This window comes from Microcoleus sp. N9_A1, from assembly GCF_036701795.1.
Taxonomy (GTDB): domain Bacteria; phylum Cyanobacteriota; class Cyanobacteriia; order Cyanobacteriales; family Microcoleaceae; genus Microcoleus.
This window is the reverse complement of the sequence record NZ_JAUBRI010000002.1, coordinates 142,643-159,544: the sequence shown is the minus strand read 5'-3', so window position 1 is coordinate 159,544 and position 16,902 is coordinate 142,643. Positions and strand designations below refer to the sequence as shown.

Sequence of the window (16,902 nt, the reverse complement as noted above, 5' to 3'; positions counted from 1 at the left end):
GTCGTCCTGAAACCTACTTTTTAGATGCCGCATAAATCCTCCCGACCAATGACCAATGACCAATGACCAATGACTAATGACTAATGACTAATGACTTCTAATTATTCTATGCCTTGCAAACACTAAATGTTAATAACAGACAAACTGCTACTTTCCTACCAGCGATGCAATCTCAGAGCATTTTTAGACACCTGCGGAGACTGGAAACAACTAGATCCTCCCAGCGACTTTTTGCTGAAACTGATGCGCGACAGCGGGACGTATCAGCAGCAGGTTTTAGAACACGAAACTTACCAACAACCATCATATCCTAGAGGGGATTGGGAAGCTGGGGCGGCTGCTACTTTGAGTTTAATGCAGCAAGGGGTCGATCGCATTTATCGAGGAGTTCTGATCCAGGGCGAATTCGGCCAAACCAACGGCGCAACAAATTCTATGGTAGGAATTGACAGTCAATATTTCCCCGAATTTGGCGAAATCCCCGAAACTCCCGTTGATATTTCATCCTCCAATCTTCCCTCTTCAAACATTACCCTAATCAGCCGCCCCCATTTATTAATCAAACAGCCGGGACAATCAAAATTTGGCGATTGGAGTTATATTACTGCGGATATTTGGCTTAGCAAGCGACCAAAACAAGAGTATCAAATTATCGCAGCTTTTCACGCCCAAGTTTTAGCTTCCGTACAGGAAACAATGCCCGAGACTGCGTGGATGATGCTGCGAAAAAAAGGGTGGTGGCAGGTGAATCTAGACCAGCGAACTCCTCAGATGTTCGAGATTTTAGATGACTGCATTCAGATGATCGACAATCGGGATAAACCAGAAGTGTTCATCTCCCGCCAAAAGTGCACTCTTTGTGGTTGGTATACTGTCTGTCATGCCGAAGCTGAATCTATTAAACATCTTTCTTTATTGCCGGGAGTCACTGCTGGCCGCTATGCTAGACTAAAAACTCTCGAAATTACTGATGTAGAATCTCTCGCTAATGCTAGTTCTGCATTGCTTGCTGATTATCCAGAATTTCCCGATGGAGTGGCTTTTGATGTGGTGCGGCAAGCTCAATCTCATTTGCTAAATCAACCGTTGTTGCGAGAGGAAGGAAGTTCGGCAACGGATTTTGTAACGGATGTAACGGATGTAACGGATGTAACGGATGTCAGGAAGAAGGAAGAAGGAAGAGGGAAGAAGGAAGAAGGAAGGCACGACACGGATACAGGGATTAACGATCGAGAAGAACGTAGAAGTGAGAATTCAGAAGAACTTAACTCATCTGAAATAGTACCAGATATTGTAGACAATATCTTGAATGACATCGCAATTGAGGAAGTAACAATTAGAGAAAACAAACCGGCCACATCTTCTATACCTGCGCCAATTCTCCGCAAGAAACCAATTCCGTATTCCCAATCTGTCTTTTTGCCGATCGCCCCAATCGAACTCTACTTTGACATTGAAGCGGAACCGGAGATGAATTTAGATTATCTCCACGGAGTCTTAGTTGTCGATAGGTACAACAAAACTGAAAAATTCCACGGTTTTCTGGCAGAATCAGCAGCAGAGGAAGGTGCAATTTGGGAGCAATTTTTAGAATTAATGTGGGCTTATCCTATTGCTCCGATTTTCCACTTTTGCGACTACGAAGTCAAGACTTTTAAACGCCTAGCAAGACTTTACAACACTCCAGCTTATTTGTGGAAACCAGTGCTGAAACGGTTTGTAGATATTCACAAGCAAGTGACACAAAAAGCGATTATGCCGGTGGAAAGTTATGCACTCAAACCTATTGCCCGCTGGCTGGGTTTTGACTGGCGTGATGCTAAGGCTAACGGTGCTCAGTGTGTCTGTTGGTACGATGATTGGCTCAAAACTGGCGATCGATCGATCTTAGAGGCGATCGTCCGCTACAATGAGGACGACTGTCGCGCTACTTACGTAGTTAAAGATTGGTTGACTAATTTTTTGCTGTATCAGAAACAGTGATTTTATGATTAAACGAACCGCGAAGGCGCAAAGGGTGCGAAGTTAGAAAGAGAAGAAGATAGTAAGATGCGAAAGTCAGCAAAAATAATTATATTTATTTCCTGTTTTGTGATAGCAGCAATTGTGGCAATTTTAATAAATTTGTCAGTCCAATCTTTCGCCCTTACCAAAATAGATTTTATTGGCAGAGCAATATTTCCTACTGGTTCTCCGTTTCAGGGGACGGAGATTGGCGGACTTTCGGGGATTACTTACGATGCCGAAAAACAAGTTTATTATGCCATTTCGGATGACCGCAGCAGCAAGAGTCCGGCGCGTTTCTATACTCTCAAAATAAATTTGAAATCGGGTAAATTGGAAAAAGACAACATTGAATTTACTGGTGTCACTACTTTATTAGATGAAAAGGGCGAAAGTTTTCCGAGTTTAAGTTTAGATCCAGAGGGGATAGCTTTTGCGGGCAATAGCGTGTTTGTTTCTTCGGAGGGAGATGTCGATCGCAACATCAATCCTTTCATCAAAGAGTTCTCCCTCGATGGTAAACTCCTGAAAACGCTGGCAATTCCTGAACTGTTTTTGCCCGACGACAAAGGCAGTAAAGGCATCCGCAACAATCTATCATTTGAAAGTTTAACTTTAACGCCCGATCGCAAATACCTATTTACAGCTACCGAAAACGCCTTGGTTCAAGATGGCGCCGTAGTTTCCCTCGAAACCGGGAGTCCGTGCCGGATTTTGCGCTACGATGCGGTGAGCGGCAATCCAGAAGCATCGTTTCTCTACATCACCGAACCGCTACCCGCTGGTGCGAATCCTGTGGGAAAATTAACTAGCAACGGTTTAGTGGATTTGTTAGCGATCGACGATAACCGCTTGCTGAGTTTAGAGCGTGCTTTCTCCCTGGAAACCGGCACAACTATCAGAATTTTTGAGATTTCTCTGGAAAAGGGCGATCGTATTGAAGCACTCGAAAGCCTCAAAAACCGTCTCAGCGAGGTTTCTCCCGCTCAAAAACGTCTGCTGTTGGATTTGGAAACCCTGAAAATTCCCCTAGACAACATTGAGGGGTTGACATTTGGCCCCGCCCTGGCGGATGCTAGCAGAGGTCTGATTTTGGTGAGCGACAACAACTTCAGTCCCCTGCAAGAGACTCAAATTTTGGGCTTCCAAATAAAAGTTCAAAAAACCTCTTGACAAAAGGTGAAGTTATAGGCATAATAGAAATTGTGCCTGAAAAAACGGCAAAACGAGGGACAGTAGTTCAATTGGTTAGAGCACCGCCCTGTCACGGCGGAAGTTGCGGGTTCGAGCCCCGTCTGTCCCGTTCAAAATAGAAAATGTTCAGATTGCTGAAAAAAGCTATCGCAATTTCTTATTGATTAGATATCAATGGGTAGTTGAACATTTCACTACTCAATAAATGGGTAGAGATACGGAAGTCTCTCGATATCATCTCAAATCAGGTGACATCTGGAGACTTTCGGTATGTCATCCGCTTACAGAAACAGCCTTGGACGCATCAAAATCCAAGCAACGGGGTTTTGGCCGTTGAGGCGGGTTGTAACGAATTATTCTCGCAAAAAAACCCGGTTTCTGGCCACCCGGGATTTCACTACTAAGAAAAAGTTGCGGAAACTTGATGTTATATTTTAGTTGTTGGTATATGAATTACCTAAATTTTAGCTACATAACGGGTTGATTAGGAGAATGCTTACCAAAACCCATTTATAGCAATCATTTGCGTAAACGATATTAGAGGAGGAGGGAAAATGCGTGACTCAGCCTTCGAGGGGTTAGACGAAAAGAGCTTTTTTGACCGAGTACAAGCGAAATTTGTGGAAAAAGCACCTGATTTATCGCAATCTCTCAACATTGCGATTATCGGCAAGGTAAGTTCCGGAAAAAGTTCCCTCATTAATGCTTTGTTGAAACTGAGCAGAAGAAAAGCTTTAGAAATTGCCAAGGTAGGAGCAGTTTCGGGCGTTACTAAAGATTTAACCATTCTAAAACTTGATGAAAAGGTTTATTTAATTGACTCACCAGGTCTTGACGATGTGCGTGCAGAGAATAGTGAAGTCACCAAGAAATTTTTGAGGCATATTGATGTTGGCATATTTGTAGTAACTGGTTCCTCAGATGCTTCACAAAAGAAAAGCCTAGATGACTTGAGGCAGCATTGTGATGAATTTTTTGTCGTTCTTAACAAAATTGATGAGTGGGATGATCTCGATCCAACGGTTGTAGACGATGTAGTCAATCAGTGGAAAAACGATTTAAAGGTAGACAAGATTTATCCAACTTGTACGAAGGGTTACGATCCTAAAAGCCGTAATCCCAAGATGGATATTAGAGGAGTTTTTCCGCTACGCAGTGACATTGAGGAATTTCTAGAAAAAAAGGGAAAAGACCTGCTGCTGGCAAGACACATGGCTGAAAAGCAGTCTTATGGAGTCAAAATAATTGCGGTAGCTTTGATAGCAGTGGCAGGTCAAGCATTTATTCCGGGCAGCGCAGCATTTATTACCGCAACACAGGCAGTTGCCATAGGGTCTTTGTATTACTTATACACTGGCAAAGTTTTGTCTTCTAAAGCTGCGCTCGCTATCCTGCCAACATTTTTAGCTGAAACAGCGGGTTCCAGCTTCTTTTTGTTTGTTAAATCATTTCTTCCACCTACAGGTGTTTTTGATGTGGCGGCGGCTGGGGTCGCAGTTGTTATCACTCTTGCACTATTGGCAACCGTTAATTCTATCCTTTCTAGTGATGCTAAGCTTGAGCAGGAAGAGCTTCTACGTTCAAAATTTAGAAGCTACCATGAACAAGCTAAAGATGTGTTGAGGGATTTAGCATTGACTGACATACGCGATCTGCCTGAATGGAAAGTGCTTGTTAGCAAATTTTTGGGTGGTCTCTAGTTTCCGCCTAGTCCAGCGCGAAGTTGTGGCACCCACTCCACCTCCATCAACGACTCCTAATATTCATTGCCCTTTCCTAGAAATCTCCTCACAAGTTCTGCAAACTATTTGCCTATAATTTAATTTAAAGATCGACTCCCAGCAGCGCTCAAAGGTGCGAGGAAATAAAGGGTCGGGCGATCTGATATGTCAGAACCAGGACGATCGGCACGAGGATCGGAATCGCAACTAGCAGTCCCCATTTGCCAAACCTAAGTTTTTGACCGTCCGATTTGAACAGGAAAATCACAGCGACAATTCCCATGACTACCCAGAGGCCGCCAAAGCCCATGAAGACTGTATATCCTGCATCTTGCATTGTTTTTACCTGCTTTCGATAGCAATCAATCTTTAATGTTAGTTGCAGTTGGTTCCTGCTGAAATCTGCAAATCGGTCGATCGCACTTACTAATAATGACTCATTTTCAGTTAGACCGGCAGCGGCCTTCAACTTCGCACTCAACCCGCGCAGTTCGATCGCTCATAATAGTTGCTAAGTCCTGCCTTCCGGTCAATTTCAGCCGCCAGTCAGCCCAAATTCCGTACAGCCAATTGGCGATCGCCCCGATCACTGGTAACTTAGTCACAGCATAAACCCATCCCATACCTAAAATCTCGTAGGTGCGGCGAAAAACCTCTACATTTTTAATTGCCGTACCGTCGGGTAATATCGCGTGAATCCGACCCATTGCCGTTTCGTAGTCGATTCCGCCGTGGGCCTCCGGGTTGTAGCCATCATCCGCGATATCCACAAACGACACTAAACCTCGCCCCGCGTCCTGTTTTTTTAAGAAATTAACCTCCCGCACGCACAGAGGACATTCACCGTCGTACAGCAATTCTATCTGCCAAGCAGCCGCAAAAGACTCGGGTGAGGGCGCAACAGATTCGGAAAACTCAGTTTTAGGAGCAGACATAGGGAAATATATTTTAATGTCGTCGATCGCACACAAACATTTTACAAGGATAAATAGTTATCAGGTGCGCCTTGCGTACTCCTAAAGCAGTTATTTGTGCTGTGAAAAATAGTCCCAAAGGTGAATCCAGTCTTGGCCGCCCGCAATGCTAATATCATCAAGATGCCCTCTGCTGCCTTGCCGGAGACTTTCGCCCGATCGCCCGATAGTCGAATATCAAACAACTCGAAGCAAAGCACCTGCCAAGCACAACTGTTAATTCGGCAACAAAATATAATAAAATTTAAAGTCTTAAACATCAGCTATTCCCCCAACCAGCAAATCGCCCCCAATCTAAAAGCAAAAATCTACATGAATGTCAGAGTCCGTCTAGCCCCCAGTCCCACCGGAAACCTACACATCGGTACCGCCAGAACCGCCGTATTTAACTGGCTGTTTGCCCGCAACCAAGGCGGCCAATTCATCCTGCGGGTAGAAGACACAGATGTCGAACGTTCTAAAAGCGAATACACCGACAACATCCTCGAAGGACTCACCTGGCTGGGTATGGAGTGGGACGAAGGCCCGAGTTTTCAGTCGCAGCGTCTGGAAATATACCGCCAAGCAGTCCAAACCCTTCTCGACAATGGACTAGCCTACCGCTGCTACACCACGTCGGAAGAACTCGACGAAATGCGGGAAGCACAAAAAGCCAACAAACAAGCCCCCCGCTACGACAACCGGCACCGCAACTTGACAAGCAAAGAGCGCGCAGCTTTTGAAGGCGAAGGGCGACAAGCTGTGATTCGGTTTACCATCGACGACGATCGCACAATTTCTTGGAACGACATGGTGCGCGACACCGTAACCTGGAAAGGTAGCGACCTCGGCGGCGACATGGTAATTGCCAGGGCATCCAGCGGCGGCGTCATCGGCCAACCACTCTACAACCTCGCCGTAGTTGTCGATGACATCGACATGGCCATCACCCACGTCATCCGCGGCGAAGATCACATCGGCAATACTCCGAAACAAATATTGCTCTACGAAGCTTTGGGCGCGACAATCCCAGAATTTGCCCACACGCCACTGATTTTAAACTCCCAAGGGCAAAAGCTTTCTAAACGCGACGGCGTAACCTCGATTTCTGACTTCAAAGATATGGGCTACCTGCCCGAAGCTTTAGTTAATTACATGACTTTGCTCGGTTGGACTCCGCCGGATTCAACGCAGGAAATATTTACACTGTCGGAAGCAGCAGAATTATTTACATTCTATCGAGTCAACAAAGCCGGTGCAAAATTTGACTGGGATAAACTCAATTGGCTTAACAGTCAATATCTCCACAAAATGCCAGTACCGCAATTGACAGATTTGCTGATACCTTATTGGCAGAAAGCCGGTTATGAGTTTGACTCCGAGGCAGACCGCCCCTGGCTCGAACAAATAGCTGCTTTGATCGGCCCGAGTCTCGTTCGCTTAACCGATGCTGTGGATATGTGCAAGTTGTTCTTCTCCACCACGGTGGAATACGAAGAAGAAGCCCTCGCACAATTGCAGCAACCAGGGGCTGCACAGGCTTTACAAGCAGTTGTAGAAGCGATGGAAACTCATTCGTCCCTGACATCAGCGGAAGCTCAGAAAATCACTAAAAAGCTCAGTAAAGAGAAAAATCTTAACAAAGGGCTAATTATGCGATCGCTCAGAGCAGCCCTGACAGGTGCAATGCACGGCCCCGACCTGATAGAATCTTGGGTAATCCTTCACCAGCGGGGGACGGCTAAAACCCGCTTGCAAGAGGCTATTAGCAACTTGAATTTGCCACTTGTTGGTGTCGCGGCCGAAACTCCTGCCCCAGAACAACAAAACGCGGAAACTGCAACCGAAACTTCTGTCGCACAACACCCGGCAGCGGAAGTTTCACCAGCCGAAATACCGACTTCAGCACCAGAGGTTTCAGCAGTCGAAATATCGGCTCCTGAAGCAGTGGCGGCGGAAGTTACAGCAGTCGAAATACCGACTTCAGAAACAGGCGAAGTGTCGGCTCTCGAACCAACCGACGGGGAGGTTGCAGCAGTCGAAATACCGGCTCTTGAAACAGTCGCAGCAGCAGTTGAAATACCTGCCGCCAACCAGCAAAAAACTATTGCGAGTGGAGAAATGACTTCATCAAACGAACCAGAAACAACCGTTATCATCACCGAAATTCCAGCCGAAAATGAAGCAGACAGTTCGATCGGTACAACAAAAGTCATAATTACCGAAGAACCGCCAAGTCAGGTCCAGCAGATCAAAGAACAAATTATCTCAATTTTGTCCGAGTTTCCCGCTTACATCGGTAGCTTTTACGAGCAGTACAAAAGTCCCCTGACAGTTGTCGGTGTAATTATAGCCTCGATTGTCTCTTTGAAAGTGCTTTTGGGGATAGTAGACGAACTCAACGACATCCCTCTGCTAGCACCCACATTCGAGCTAATTGGTATCGGATACACTGGGTGGTTTGTCTACCGCTATTTGCTGCGATCGTCCAATCGGCAACAATTAGGTCAAGAAATTCAAGCCTTGAAAGAACAAATTTTTGGCAAAAAGTCCTAATTTTTGCTGTAATTTGTTGAATTTGCGCCCGACATTGACAATTTTAAATAAGTTGTTAGTGTCGGGTTTTTAAATGACTAATAACTAAACCCCAGCCGCAGTAAAAGCCGCCCAATAATAAGGATTGGCAAAAGGATGGGGTTTGCGGTTGCGAATTTGCTGCAAAGAAGCCTCCGCAATCAGGCGAGAACTTTGAGAAAGCCGATCGAACATTTGCGAAATTTGAGGTTGAAAATCCGCCAGCAACACCTCCAATTCCTCGCTAGTCAAATCCCGCAGCCACCTTTGAGCGTCCCCCAGGGCGATCGCCACATCTCCCACCTGCAACCGAGAAAACCGTCCCAGATTTTCATAAAACTTGCTCGTCAGCAGCAGCGTAGAAACATCGTTCACCTTCCAAAGACTGCTAACCACACTAGACGTGCCAGCATACAACAAACCCGCCGACAAACCCACAAAATCTCCTCCAGCACCGCTAACTCCGCCAGCGGCCATTTCGCAACCCGATAAAGTAACTAAAAAATATTGCCGAAAATCCAGATTAAAAATTTCCTCCAAACTCAGAGCATCATTCCTCAAAAACACGGCAGATTTCAGTGGCCAAGCCAAATTAAGCAAACTCAAACAAGCAAAATGAGCGCATTTTTCCTGCTGCAACTGCCCTATTTGCTGGGGCAAATTCCCATTATTAACAGACATTTCTGGGGAAAAAGCCTCTTTAATTGCCGGCTTATGGCGCACAACTTCTGTACTGGCAAAATACTGGGAAATCTTGCCGATTTCAATGTTGCTGTAGAACGCATCTCTGGTGAAAGTTGGAATTGCCAAAAGGTGCTGCAAACCTGGTCTGTACCGACCCATAGCCGCTCCGTGTGCACTTTGTCTCAACAGCAATAGCTGACAGCTAGGAGCATAGCGAATTCCTCCGGCAAATCGATCGATCAAATAAGCAGCAGGCGCTGCAACGTCGCCAAAAGACGAACTTTGAGAAAAATCCGAAAGGCTGTACGTTTCCACATCAAAACCGCTGCGATCGCTCCACCCAGATCTAAAAATTCCCCCACCATCCTCAAACCCGTCTCTCCCCGCCAAAGGCAAAGCGTGGAGTGGCAAAGCGTGCAAAAATCGGTGCGGCACAAAAATCAGCCGATCGCAATTATCGGGAATCAGCGCCACCACTCGATCGATTTCCAGCATCGTAGCCAAGCGTTTGAGGCGAGCCGGGAGATGATTGATCCAGCGACCTTTTTGTTCAGAATAAGCGGTGAGGTACTCCTGGCCCCAACTTTCGGCAGCCAAAGCATTTTCCGGCGAACACAGGTGAACGGCGGGATATTGTGCAGTCTTTACCACCACAAAAGCCACCAGCAACTCCCCCAAACTCGCCCATACCACAGCAGCGCAATTGTCATCAGGCAACAATTGGCGAATTTGCTCAAAAGCGATCGGTTCAACTTTGTGAGCTAGGCTGAAGAAAGGATCGTTTGCCTGCACCTCCCGCGCAATCAACCTATCAAACTGCTTCCACAATTGATTTAAGTGCATGAAGTCCGAGTTCGGCAGTAGAGAACCGCTGCTCAAACCTTGGCTATCGCCCTCAGAAACCAAGGTCGTGTTCGGCTCAGGTTCTCCCTGTTCTTGGTGCCGCTGTTCCCCCGCTATTTCCAGTTGCAGCGACTCCAACTCGCTTCGCACCGCTGCAGGAATTTCGGCTTTTGGAGTCAAGTGGCATTTAACCAGCAGTTCTACCAAATTCCGGTTTTTGTGGCGTTCGGCGTATTCCAGAGCCTTAGCGTAATATTCAGGTTGGCTAGCGCCGAGTTCCAGACAAACTTGCACCAGGCATTTATAGAGTCCAGCCCAGGTGCGGGTTAATTTGACTTTTGCGGTACTCGTCTGATCGCCAAAATCGACTGTATCAACCCCAACTTCGCAACGCAAGAATTCCACAGTATCGACAGCAGCAGTCAAAACCCCGTAGGCGCGAAGCAAGTCGCCACGAACTCGGTAAGCTTGACCCAAATAAAATAAAATTTCAGCCCAGCGGTGGGGATAGGTTTCGCGAGTGTAGACTTGACAGGCGCTGTGATAGCAGCCGATCGCGCTTTCCATGTGAGACAAGTTTTCCGCCTCCGTCAGTTGCGAATAAGCCCTGCCGAGATAAATTTGCAGCATTGCCCAGCGGTTGGGATATGCCTGCCTGGTGTAGACTTCGCCCGCATTTTGATAGCAGGCGATCGCGCTTTTGAGGTTGCGGTTTTTTTCCCCTTTGACGTGTTCGCAGAAAGCGCGGCCGAGGTAGGCACACAGCATTGCCCAGCGTTCGGGAGATTTTTGGCGGTTGCAAAACAGCAAAGCATTTTGATAGCAGGCGATCGCCATTTCCAAATTTTCGGCTTTTTCCCCTTTCACCCGCCGACTGTAGATCCTACCGAGGTAAGTTTGGATCGAAGCCCAGACTTCGGGAAATTTGATGCGGGTGTAGACTTGTAAAGCATTTTGATAACAGCCGATCGCCATTTCCATATTTTCCACCGGATCGCCTTTGATGCGATCGACAAACACCCGGCCCAAATTCCTTTGAGTCGTCGCCCACTGCTGCGGAAAAGCTTCCCGAGTCCGCACCTGCAAAGCTCTCTGATAGCACGTAACCGCGTATTCGAGATTTTCAGCTCGGTTGCCCTGCAGCAACTCGCAGTAAGCATTTGCCAAATTATTTTGAGTTGTGGCCCAACGCCGGGGAAACACCTTGCGGTTGTAGACTTGCAAAGCATTGTGGTAGCAAGCGACTGCCAGTTCCAGATTTTGGGCTCGGTTGCCCCGCAGTCGGCGGCTGTAAGCACGGCCGAGATTGTTTTGAGTGCTCGCCCACTCTTGCCCGAAAGGCTCGCGGGTGCGAACTCGCAGCGCGTTTTGATAGCAGGCGATCGCCTGTTCTAGATTGTCTGCCGGATCTCCCCTGAGACGCTCGCTGTAAGCGTTGCCCAGATTGTTTTGCAGCGTCGCCCACTGTTCCGGGTACTGTTCGGGCGTGCGTACTTGTAGGGCATTTTCAAAGCAAGCGATCGCCTGTTCGATATTTTGAGCCTTATCACCTTTGGGACGATCGCTATAAGCGTTGCCCAGATTGTTTTGCATCACCGCCCATTCTTGGGGGAAGTCTTTGCGGGTAAACACCTTAGCAACTGTTTCGTAACCGGCAATTTCGATTTCCAAGTTATGAGCCTTGCTGCCGAGGGGAAACCGCCCAATTTTGTTGCTCAGATTGCCGATTAACGCTGCAATGCGCCTAGTCTCGGATTCTGTGGCTGCAGGGAGCACTAAAATGGCCCAGTGGCGCAGCAGTTGTGCGAAATTCTGGTCGAGTTTGTCTAAATTGTTTCTCAGCAGCGAGTATAGGTGCTGCGAATCCGCGCCGCGCGCCACTGCCTGCAATACTTCTGCTAAAAAAGCCAGATAGGCTGCCCCGGTTGCGGGCAATTTATAATTCCCTTTTGCAGATTCTAAGGGTGCGATCGCCCTTTGGAAAAATTTTGCAGCTTTCAGCAAGCTTTCTCGCGTCAGTGCCACTTCTTCCAAATAAAGCGTTTGCACGAACCCAAAGTCGATCGACTTTGGGTTCGTCCTCAAAATCAAATCTATTCCTGAGTCGCCAGGATTTTCCAGCAGCGCTTGGAGCATATTAACATCAGTTTTGCGACGCTGTTCGTCCATCGTGCATTCCGCCAAACTATTAACCATAGGAGCGCTGCTTCCGTGCAACCAATTAAATCCAGAAATCGGGAAATTTGAATCCCTAATTCTATTTACCCTCCTTTCGACTTAAAATCAATGGTAGGTGTGACTTGTTCAACCTAAATGAGTAGTAATATTCAAGGATTGCTAGCCTAACCCCCTTGTTAGTATAACTGAGTACACTTTTTGAAGCATCAATCAAGAAGAGTTGACGATCAAATAACTCTCTTAGCAAAATATCCAACCAATTGAACTCGCTGCGACACAAATTTTTGTCTGCTTGACAAGGACTAACGGGACTTAGACATTTTAAGGCCCCTTTAGGGCTGAAAACCTATCTGGACAAGCAAAATAGGTTGATGACCTAAAAACGCCTGAAACCTTTGTACATACTAGATTTATGCCTATTCGAGCTAAAAGTCTTTCTAGCTCTGGGTTTGACGCCATTTTAGCTTCTGTTTTTGTCTAAGTCCTGCTCATTAGCTTGATATAGTTTTACAATAGGTCTAAATATAGTCGTCTTCAAAGGACTTACATCGGCTTGCGGCCACGCAGGTACAAAGAAGCTGGGCTTCATCAAGAAACCCAGCTTCTAGTGTATGATTTATCAATCAGGAATCTGCTGTAAGTTTCTATCGCCACAATACTTGACCAATCTTAATATAGGCAGGAGAATTTGCAAGGAGCACACAAAAAGATTTATGGAAAGCGACTAGCTGTTACTTTGGAGAACGAGTGGAAGAGGGACGAGTTCTCGCAATAGCTACGTATGTTGATCGGCGACGCATTTGTTTTCTGCTCAAGGGAAAAACAATAGGTCAATGGGTTCCCGAAGAATCTTTATACGGATCTGTTTCCTCCGTAAAAGCCGAAAAAGAAACTCAAAAAGAAGCCAAAGATGATGTGAATACACTGATACAAATTGTCGAAAATGATAAACAAATTGTTGAAACCCAAAGCGTCAACATCGCAGACATCTCAACTTTCATACAAACAATTATTAGTGGGCTTGAATTTGGAGCAAAACTTGTCGTAGAGCCTCTATCTTTCTCATATAAAGTGGTTATTAGTAATTTGCTAGAAGCCCTACCATCATTAGTAATTGCGGTTAAAAATAAAATATTGAAGGAGGTTAATGAAATATGGAGTCGAGCTTGGAAATAAAGGGTTTTGACCACACTAATTAAAGGTGAAAAAGTTAATTTTAGTACATCTAAGAAAATAGTATATCAGTTAAGGATTGACTATCCTGATGAAACCAATCATCAACTTGCAGAACGCATTGTTTTTGAGAAGGCTGTGTATACAAGCATTACCGGTTTTATACAAGGCTTAAGTAGAAGTGGTGCAGGTAAGCTTCCCGAAGAAATTAGTGATTTTATTGCAGGGAATAAAGGATTTGAAACTCTGCATCAATTACTCAATAGTCGTCTAGTTAATTTTTTTGATACCAATAGCTTGCTGGTAGAGATGATTTACCAAATTTCTCTTATTTATGGTATGGAAAGCGGTGAAGGTGATATTTTAGTCATTTTAGGTGCTTCCTTTACCAAACTAAGTGCTGATTTCTTGGAGATGCCATTCTTGATTGGTTCAGTCTCTGATATAAATCCGCTAGTACACCAGTCAAAAATATGTTGGTATTTATGGAAGTGGGTAACATTGCTATTAATTACTATAAAGCTAAAAAAGAAACTGGTAAGATGCCAATAGGTTCCTTAGAAGCTTTATTATCATTAGAGAATCAAGCGTTGGCTTATTTGACAGAAACATCGTCAAAAGGTCCCGAACTAGAGCAAGCTTTAGCTAATGCTATTTCCGTTGAGGCCGTTGCTGTTCCACAATTATTTTCGGCTAAAAGCTAAATTGTTGAGAGAGTACAGCGGATTGTAACTTGATAGGTACTTCTATAAGGCGAGAGGGTTTTTTTTCCTCTGGTTGTACCTACGCGACTGCAAGCCGCTGTAAGCAATAAGAGGGGGGTTTTAACCCCACTCCGGGTGAGGAAACTAACTAAGCTAGAGTATTTCCCAAGGAAACGATCGCACTTTCTACTGCTTCCAAAGCTCGATCGACTTCAGCGGCAGTGACAATCAGCGGCGGGACAAACCTCAGCACTTTTGGCCCTGCAGGAACCAACAAAACTCCAGCGGCGATCGCAGATTTGACAATATCGCCCGAAGTAAGTTCGATGTCAGCTTGCAATTCCATCCCGACAATCAAACCCCAGCCGCGCACCTCAGCAATCAAATGCGGAAATGTGGCCGCCAGCTTGTTGAGGCCAGCTTTCAACTGTTCCCCGCGCTGCTGCACGTTTTCCAGAAGGTTTTCCCGTTCTAAAGTTTGGCACACGCACAAAGCGACAGCACAGACAAAAGGATTGCCGCCGAAAGTGCTGGCGTGACTTCCCGGTTCAAATACATCGCAGGAAGATTTGCACAGCATAGCGCCGATCGGGATACCGCCGCCCAACCCTTTCGCAGACGTAAAGATATCCGGTTCAATGCCGAGGTTTTCGTAGCCCCAGTATTTGCCGCTGCGTCCCATCCCGACTTGCACTTCGTCGAGAATGAGCAAAATACCTTTTTCGTCGCAAATTTCCCGAATTCGCTGGAAGTAGGCGATATCTCCGGGGCGAACTCCGCCTTCGCCTTGCAGCGCTTCCAGCATAATTGCAGCTACTTGGCGTTCGTCTTTGTCGAGTTGCTCGATCGCACTTTCGATCGCACTAATATCGTTATAGGGCACATAGTGAAATCCGGGAACCAACGGACTAAAACCCTTCTGATATTTAGGCTGTCCCGTCGCCGTAATCGTCGCCAAAGTCCGCCCGTGGAAACTCGCAACAGCAGTAATGATTGTCGGATTCGAGATATTTAATTTTTCGTGGGCGTACTTGCGGGCGAGTTTAATTGCCGCTTCATTAGCTTCCGCACCGGAGTTGCAAAAGAAGGCTCTGTCAGCGCAAGAATGGTCTACAAGCCACTTCGCCAGCTCGCCCTGTACGGGGATATAATAAAGGTTAGAAACGTGGTGCAGGGTCTGAATTTGCTGAGTTACCGCTGCAATCATTGCCGGGTGGGCGTGTCCCAGAGTGCAGGTAGCAATACCTGCCACAAAATCGAGATATTCGCGGCCCTCGGTATCCCAAACGCGGCAGCCCAGGCCCCGTTCTAGGGCGATCGCAAAACGCCCGTAAGTTGTCATTACATAGCTGTCGAAGCTCTCAGAACTGAAGGGACTGGCTTCGGCTTGCACGGTTGGTTCTTTTAGTAAGGTTTCTGGACTCACGAATCGCTCCTTAACACATAATATGCAGACCTCGATTGTACGGTAAAAATCCAGGTTAGCGGTGCAGGCTGTTAGTTTTGTCATAAAATCATAACAGTAACCTCAATTAATCCCTCACAAATCTACTGATGAGTTATTACATTTCTCCTAACTTTCTCGATAAAGTTGCGGTACACGTCACTAAGAACTTTTTAAATTTGCCCGGGGTAAGAGTTCCCCTAATTTTGGGAATTCACGGCCGCAAAGGAGAAGGCAAAACTTTTCAAACCGAACTGGTTTTCCGGCGGATGGGCTTTGAACCGGTGATGATATCTGGTGGGGAATTAGAAAGTCCGGATGCAGGAGATCCGTCGCGTTTAATTCGCTTGCGCTACCGGGAAGCGGCGGAGCAAATTCGCGTGCGCGGCGAGATGTGCGCCATCTTTATTAACGATTTGGATGCTGGTGCTGGCAGGTTCGATACTACTACTCAATATACTGTCAATACTCAGATGGTCAATGCCACTCTGATGAATATTGCTGATAATCCAACTAACGTGCAGTTACCGGGAAGTTATGACAGTACGCCGCTGCACCGAGTACCGATTATTGTCACTGGAAATGATTTTTCTACGCTGTACGCGCCGCTGATTCGCGACGGGCGGATGGAAAAGTATTATTGGGAACCGAGCCGGGATGATAAAATTGGGATTGTTGGGGGAATTTTTGAGTCTGACAAATTGTCAAAAACTGAGATTGTCGGGTTAGTTGATAAATTTCCCGATCAGGCGATCGACTTTTTTAGCGCTTTGCGATCGCGCATTTATGACGAACAAATCCGCGAATTTATTCACAAAATAGGAATCGAGCGAGTTTCCAAGCGTTTGGTAAACAGTTTGGAAGCAGCGCCAGATTTCCATAACCCGAATTTCAGCCTCGCTCATTTATTAGAAATGGGCAGTTTGATGGTGGGCCAACAAAAGCGGATTAAGGAAATGCGCTTAGTAGATGAATACAACCAATCGCGGCTTTTTAACGTTCAAGGAACCCCCAATCCTCCTGCTGCTGCTGCGCCCACGCAAAGTCAATTAAACGACCCCTCCTCGAAATATTATAAGGCTTACGAGGAGCCAAGTTCTGAAGTGGGTAATGGTCATGCGGCGCGGCTGAGTTGCGAGGTATTGGAACAAGTAAAGCAGTTGTTAGCAAGAGGCTGCAAAATTGGCATGGAATATGCAGATAATCGCCGATTTAAAACTGGTTCTTGGCAAAGTTGCGCGACGATTAAAAATGAACAAGAAAAAGATGTGGTTGCATCTTTAGAAACTTGTTTGGCGGAACACGGCGGCGAATATGTGCGGCTGATTGGTATCGATCCAAAAGTCAAGCGGCGGGTAGTTGAAACAATTATTCAGCGACCGCAGGGTTAAAGCTAAAGTAGTTAAAGTTATGAAGGACACAACAGTGTT

General features: G+C 46.2%; 12 protein-coding genes, 1 tRNA gene and 1 pseudogene. 10 read left to right on the top strand and 4 right to left on the bottom strand.

Going from position 1 to position 16,902, the window contains the following annotated elements; all coding sequences use genetic code 11:
• Positions 1-126 precede the first annotated feature (126 nt).
• From QUA58_RS01615 to QUA58_RS01600, 4 genes are all read left to right on the top strand, one after another.
• Positions 127-1,983 (top strand): TM0106 family RecB-like putative nuclease, encoded by a 1,857-nt coding sequence (locus QUA58_RS01615; RefSeq protein WP_333392789.1) that lies wholly within the window; start codon positions 127-129, stop codon positions 1,981-1,983.
• A 66-nt stretch (positions 1,984-2,049) separates the two neighbouring features.
• Positions 2,050-3,177, top strand: a complete 1,128-nt coding sequence (locus tag QUA58_RS01610) for an esterase-like activity of phytase family protein (RefSeq protein WP_333392788.1) — start codon at positions 2,050-2,052, stop codon at positions 3,175-3,177.
• A 56-nt stretch (positions 3,178-3,233) separates the two neighbouring features.
• Positions 3,234-3,307 (top strand) — tRNA-Asp (locus QUA58_RS01605).
• A 445-nt stretch (positions 3,308-3,752) separates the two neighbouring features.
• Positions 3,753-4,898: a GTPase gene (locus QUA58_RS01600; RefSeq protein ID WP_333392786.1), complete on the top strand. Its 1,146-nt coding sequence runs from the start codon at positions 3,753-3,755 to the stop codon at positions 4,896-4,898.
• Between the two features lie 148 nt (positions 4,899-5,046).
• On the opposite strand, the gene QUA58_RS01595 is transcribed toward QUA58_RS01600, so the two are convergent.
• The gene (locus QUA58_RS01595; protein WP_333392785.1) at positions 5,047-5,256 is read right to left on the bottom strand and encodes a hypothetical protein; all 210 of its coding nucleotides are present in this window, start codon (positions 5,254-5,256) and stop codon (positions 5,047-5,049) included.
• Between the two features lie 106 nt (positions 5,257-5,362).
• A complete protein-coding gene (locus QUA58_RS01590) occupies positions 5,363-5,854 on the bottom strand; it encodes a DUF393 domain-containing protein (RefSeq protein ID WP_333392784.1) in 492 nt (163 codons plus the stop codon).
• A 351-nt stretch (positions 5,855-6,205) separates the two neighbouring features.
• Here QUA58_RS01590 and gltX point away from each other — a divergent pair.
• Positions 6,206-7,639: pseudogene (gene gltX / locus QUA58_RS01585) on the top strand (glutamate--tRNA ligase); the annotation flags it as partial.
• A gap of 354 nt (positions 7,640-7,993) precedes the next feature.
• Positions 7,994-8,428 carry a CAAD domain-containing protein gene (locus QUA58_RS01580; protein WP_333247537.1) on the top strand — a complete coding sequence of 145 codons (435 nt, stop codon included), beginning with the start codon at positions 7,994-7,996 and terminating at the stop codon, positions 8,426-8,428.
• Between the two features lie 84 nt (positions 8,429-8,512).
• Here QUA58_RS01580 and QUA58_RS01575 read toward each other — a convergent pair whose 3' ends face one another.
• Positions 8,513-12,169: a CHAT domain-containing protein gene (locus QUA58_RS01575; RefSeq protein ID WP_333392782.1), complete on the bottom strand. Its 3,657-nt coding sequence runs from the start codon at positions 12,167-12,169 to the stop codon at positions 8,513-8,515.
• Positions 12,170-12,898: 729 nt separating this feature from the next.
• Between QUA58_RS01575 and QUA58_RS01570 the strand changes: the two genes are divergently transcribed.
• The 3 genes from QUA58_RS01570 to QUA58_RS01560 are packed head-to-tail and all read left to right on the top strand — an operon-like array spanning position 12,899 to position 14,028.
• Positions 12,899-13,327: a hypothetical protein gene (locus QUA58_RS01570; RefSeq protein ID WP_333392780.1), complete on the top strand. Its 429-nt coding sequence runs from the start codon at positions 12,899-12,901 to the stop codon at positions 13,325-13,327.
• Positions 13,328-13,333: 6 nt separating this feature from the next.
• A complete protein-coding gene (locus QUA58_RS01565; RefSeq protein ID WP_333392778.1) occupies positions 13,334-13,876 on the top strand; it encodes a hypothetical protein in 543 nt (180 codons plus the stop codon).
• A complete protein-coding gene (locus QUA58_RS01560) occupies positions 13,867-14,028 on the top strand; it encodes a hypothetical protein (RefSeq protein WP_333392777.1) in 162 nt (53 codons plus the stop codon). Before QUA58_RS01565 ends, QUA58_RS01560 begins: the two co-directional genes overlap by 10 nt.
• A gap of 148 nt (positions 14,029-14,176) precedes the next feature.
• On the opposite strand, the gene QUA58_RS01555 is transcribed toward QUA58_RS01560, so the two are convergent.
• Positions 14,177-15,454, bottom strand: coding sequence for an aspartate aminotransferase family protein (locus tag QUA58_RS01555; protein ID WP_333392776.1), 1,278 nt, complete (start codon positions 15,452-15,454; stop codon positions 14,177-14,179).
• Positions 15,455-15,582: 128 nt separating this feature from the next.
• Between QUA58_RS01555 and QUA58_RS01550 the strand changes: the two genes are divergently transcribed.
• Complete coding sequence (locus QUA58_RS01550) at positions 15,583-16,863, top strand: ribulose bisphosphate carboxylase small subunit (RefSeq protein ID WP_333392774.1); 1,281 nt, start codon at positions 15,583-15,585, stop codon at positions 16,861-16,863.
• The last annotated feature ends 39 nt before the right edge of the window (positions 16,864-16,902 follow it).